We start from the raw sequence: 3,396 nt of genomic DNA on the forward strand, positions 1-3,396 counted from the left end.
CGCCCAGGACCCGCCGACGCCCTCGCCGTTGGCCTCGCCGGGCTTGGAGTCGCCCGCGTACCGGTAGAGCGGCCAGCCGTTCAGGGTCAGCTGCTGGGTGCCGTCGGGCCTGCCGACCGTCCCGACCAGGCCGGACGGGATGCCCTGCAGGGCGGGCTGGCCGTCGCCCTTGACCGGCGGCCACTTCGCCGCGCAGTCCGCGACACAGGTCGACCGGGAGGGGGAGGTCTGGTCGCTCTCGAAGCGGTAGACGGTGAAGCCGTCCGTGGTCACCACGGTGCCGACGGCGGTCACGCCGGTGCCGAGGCCGCCGGTCGGGACCGTGGTGGCGCCCGCGGCACCTCCGGTGGAGGCGGCCGCGCCCGCGGGGAGCGCGTCACGGGCGTCGACGAAACCGGTCGAGCTGCAGGCCGACAGGGTCAGGGTGAGGGCGGCCGCGCCGGTGAGCGCGGCCGCACGAAGGAGACGGGGGAGCGTCATCGTGGGGATGTCCTTGGAGTTGTACGCCGGGGAGCGGTGTACGGGTCCCGCCCCCGGCGGCGGGGGGCGTACGCCGGGAACGGGAACCGCAGGTCGGACACTACGAACCCGGCGGTACCGCGCGTTGTCTGACTGAGAGGCGGTCACGGTCCGCGACGTCGCCCGCGCGCCGAGCGGTCGGGCACTGCTGCCGTCGCCCCGGGTTGCTGGGCCGAACGCCGCAGTGCGTCCTCAGAATCGAGGAGGCGAGCGCGACACGCCGCCGTTCGGCTCGTCACCCACCGCGTCCGTCCACGCGGCGAGCCGCAGCCCGCTCTCGAACCGCCGGGGCTCGCCGCTGACCGGGTCGGTGAACGCCAACCGGCGGGCGAGCAGCTGCAGCGGCGCGGTGAAGTCGTCGAGGGGGGTCTCGTGCAGCTCGGGGTAGAAGTCGTCGTGGAGGATCGGCACCCCCAGCCCGGCGAGGTGCAGCCGGAGCTGGTGGGTCCGCCCGGTGTGCGGGTGCAGCCGGTAGTACCCGCGGTCCCCATGGTGGGCGAGGAGCTCCACCGTGGTCTCCGCGTTCGGCTCGCCGGGCTCCTCGTAGGCGCGGATCACCCCGCGCTCCTTCACGATCCGGCTGCGCACGGTGCACGGCAGCTCCAGGTCCGGGCGGTACCCCGCCACCGCCTCGTAGGTCTTCTCGACCCTGCGGTCCCGGAACAGCGTCTGGTAACGGCCGCGCAGCTCGGGCCGGACGACGAACAGCACGAGGCCCGCCGTGACCCGGTCCAGCCGGTGGGCGGGCGCCAGCAGGGGCAGGTCCAGCTCGCGCCGCAGCCGCACGAGCGCGGTCTCCAGCACGTGCCGCCCGCGCGGGATGGTGGCGAGGAAGTGCGGCTTGTCGACCACGAGCAGGTCCGCGTCCCGGTGCACGATCCCGATCTCGAAGGGGACCGGCACCTCCTGCGGCAGGTCGCGGTGGAACCAGACGAACGAGGCGGGGACGAACGGGGAGTCGACGGTCAGCGGACCGGACTCGTCGACGATCCGGCCCTCCGCCAGCATCTCGGCCACCCGCTCCGGGGCCACCCGCGGCAACCGCTCGACGAGGTGCTCGCGCAGCGTGGACCAGGGGCCGGAGTCCGGGGTGCGCAGCCGCACCGGGTCGAGCCCGTGCCGCTGCGGCAGCGGTGCGGGCCGCCTCCTCCTCACCCGGTGAGGATACGGCCGGTCAGAACGGGATCAGCGGCACCAGCACCGTGCGCAGGATCAGCACGCCCACGAACACGATGATGAACGCGAGGTCGAGGCTGATCCCGCCGAGCTGGACCGGCTTCACGACGCGTCGGACCGGGGCGATCACCGGTTCGGTGACGCCGTGGGTGATCCGTCGGGCCTGGTACATCGCGGAGCCGCCGCCTCCCGGCGACAGCACCCCGACCCAGTCGACGACCACCCGCGCGAGCAGGACCAGCTGGAACAGCACCAGCAGCAGCCCGAGGAGGGAGGCGATCACGGTGGACTCCTTTCGGTTTCCTCCCCGAGTGTCCCTTTCCGAGGTGTGAGGGGCCTGAGAACCGCCTGTCGGTGTCCCCTCCTAGAGTCGTGGGCATGACGGCAGGCCCGGTGGTGTCGCCCGCGGCGGACGCCACCGCGCGGGCCCGCTGGCGCGCGCTGACCCTCACCGACCCGATCTCTCGGCTGGTGCGCAACGCCGCCCACGCCGGGGTGGCGGACGAGGAGTTCGATCTCCGGCAGCTCGCGCTCGCGGCGGTGGACGTCGTCGTCGGGTCGATGGGGTTCGCCCGGGAGGCGACCCTCGACGAGGTCGCGGACGAGCTGACCGGCCTCGCCGCGCGGATGCGCCCGGAGCGGGCGGGCCGGGCGCGAGACGTCGCGCAGGTGGTGCTGAAGGGCCTGCTCAACGAGGCGCACGAGCACCGTCGCTTCACCTACTGGTTCGCGGACCTCTCCGGCGAGCAGGTCGTCCGCGAGCCCTACAGCTTCCGGCTGCTGTCGCTGCGCGAGGCGGAGTACGGGCCGGTGCTCACGGCGTCGGACCAGGCGATCACGCTGTTCCTGCACGGGCTGGACGTCGACCTGGAGGACGCGGACCGCGCCCTCGCCCACGTGCTGCAGCGCCAGCTCGACGACCGCCGGTTCGACGCCGCCGTCCGCACCGCCGCGCAGGCCGAGCGCACCTCGGTGGGCATCTCCGCGACCCTGTCCGAGCTGCTCGAGGCGACCCGGCGAGACGTCGGCACGCACGACTGGCTGGTCGACGTCCCGGAGCGGCTCGCGGTCGCCCGCAGGCACGTCGAGGAGCGGATCGCGGAGGACGACCGGTTCCTCGAGCACGTGCAGAGCGGGCTCGACGCCGGAGGCTCAGCGACGTCCGCGGACGTGCGCGCCGCCTCGGGGCGGATCGTCGACCTGCTGAGCCGGGTCCGGCAGGTCCATCTCGATCTCGAACGGCGGCTGGTCGGCGCCCGCGAGGTGTTCCTCTCCGCGCAGGTCCGGCAGCGGCTGGCGCGGCGGCGTCGGCTGCGGCTGCTGGCGCTGGGGGACGACGTGCTGCGCCCGGTCCTCGACCTCCCCCGCGAGCAGGCCGAGCCCGTGACCACGGCGTTCGCCGACCGGACGCTCGGGGTCAGCGTGCCCCGGCTCGTCCGGTTCGACGACCTGGTGGACCAGCTCTGGGCGCCGCCGCGGCAGCGGGAGACGGTCGAGCCGGTGCCCGAGGAGGTGGGGCTCGCGGAGGCCGACGACGGCTCCGCGGAGGACGTGCAGCGCTATCCCGCGGTCGTCGTCGAGGCCGCGCGGGAGGTCCTGCTGCCCGCGCGCACCGAGCCCACCCGGCTGTCGGAGCTGCTGGCGACCTGCGGGTCGGACGAGGTCGCCGAGCTCGTGCTGCTCACCGCGCTGTGGGCCTTC

4 protein-coding genes are annotated in these 3,396 nt (G+C 74.4%); 1 reads left to right on the forward strand and 3 read right to left on the reverse strand.

Annotated elements, in window-relative coordinates:
* The 3 genes from H5J29_RS25990 to H5J29_RS26000 form a co-directional block, all read right to left on the reverse strand.
* Nucleotides 1-480, reverse strand: a 480-nt coding sequence (locus H5J29_RS25990; protein ID WP_446686496.1) for a COG4315 family predicted lipoprotein, incomplete at its 3' end; no start/stop codon positions are given.
* Nucleotides 481-711: 231 nt separating this feature from the next.
* Complete coding sequence (locus H5J29_RS25995) at nt 712-1,674, reverse strand: RluA family pseudouridine synthase (RefSeq protein WP_181783648.1); 963 nt, start codon at nt 1,672-1,674, stop codon at nt 712-714.
* 19 nt (nt 1,675-1,693) lie between these two features.
* On the reverse strand, nt 1,694-1,978 hold the full coding sequence (locus H5J29_RS26000) for a YggT family protein (RefSeq protein ID WP_181783649.1): 285 nt from the start codon (nt 1,976-1,978) through the stop codon (nt 1,694-1,696).
* Between the two features lie 95 nt (nt 1,979-2,073).
* Here H5J29_RS26000 and H5J29_RS26005 point away from each other — a divergent pair.
* The coding region (locus H5J29_RS26005) for a hypothetical protein (protein WP_181783650.1) at nt 2,074-3,396 on the forward strand (1,323 nt) is incomplete at its 3' end.

Origin of the sequence: Pseudonocardia pini, from assembly GCF_013870575.1 — a bacterium.
GTDB classification, from domain to species: Bacteria; Actinomycetota; Actinomycetes; order Mycobacteriales; family Pseudonocardiaceae; genus Pseudonocardia; species Pseudonocardia pini.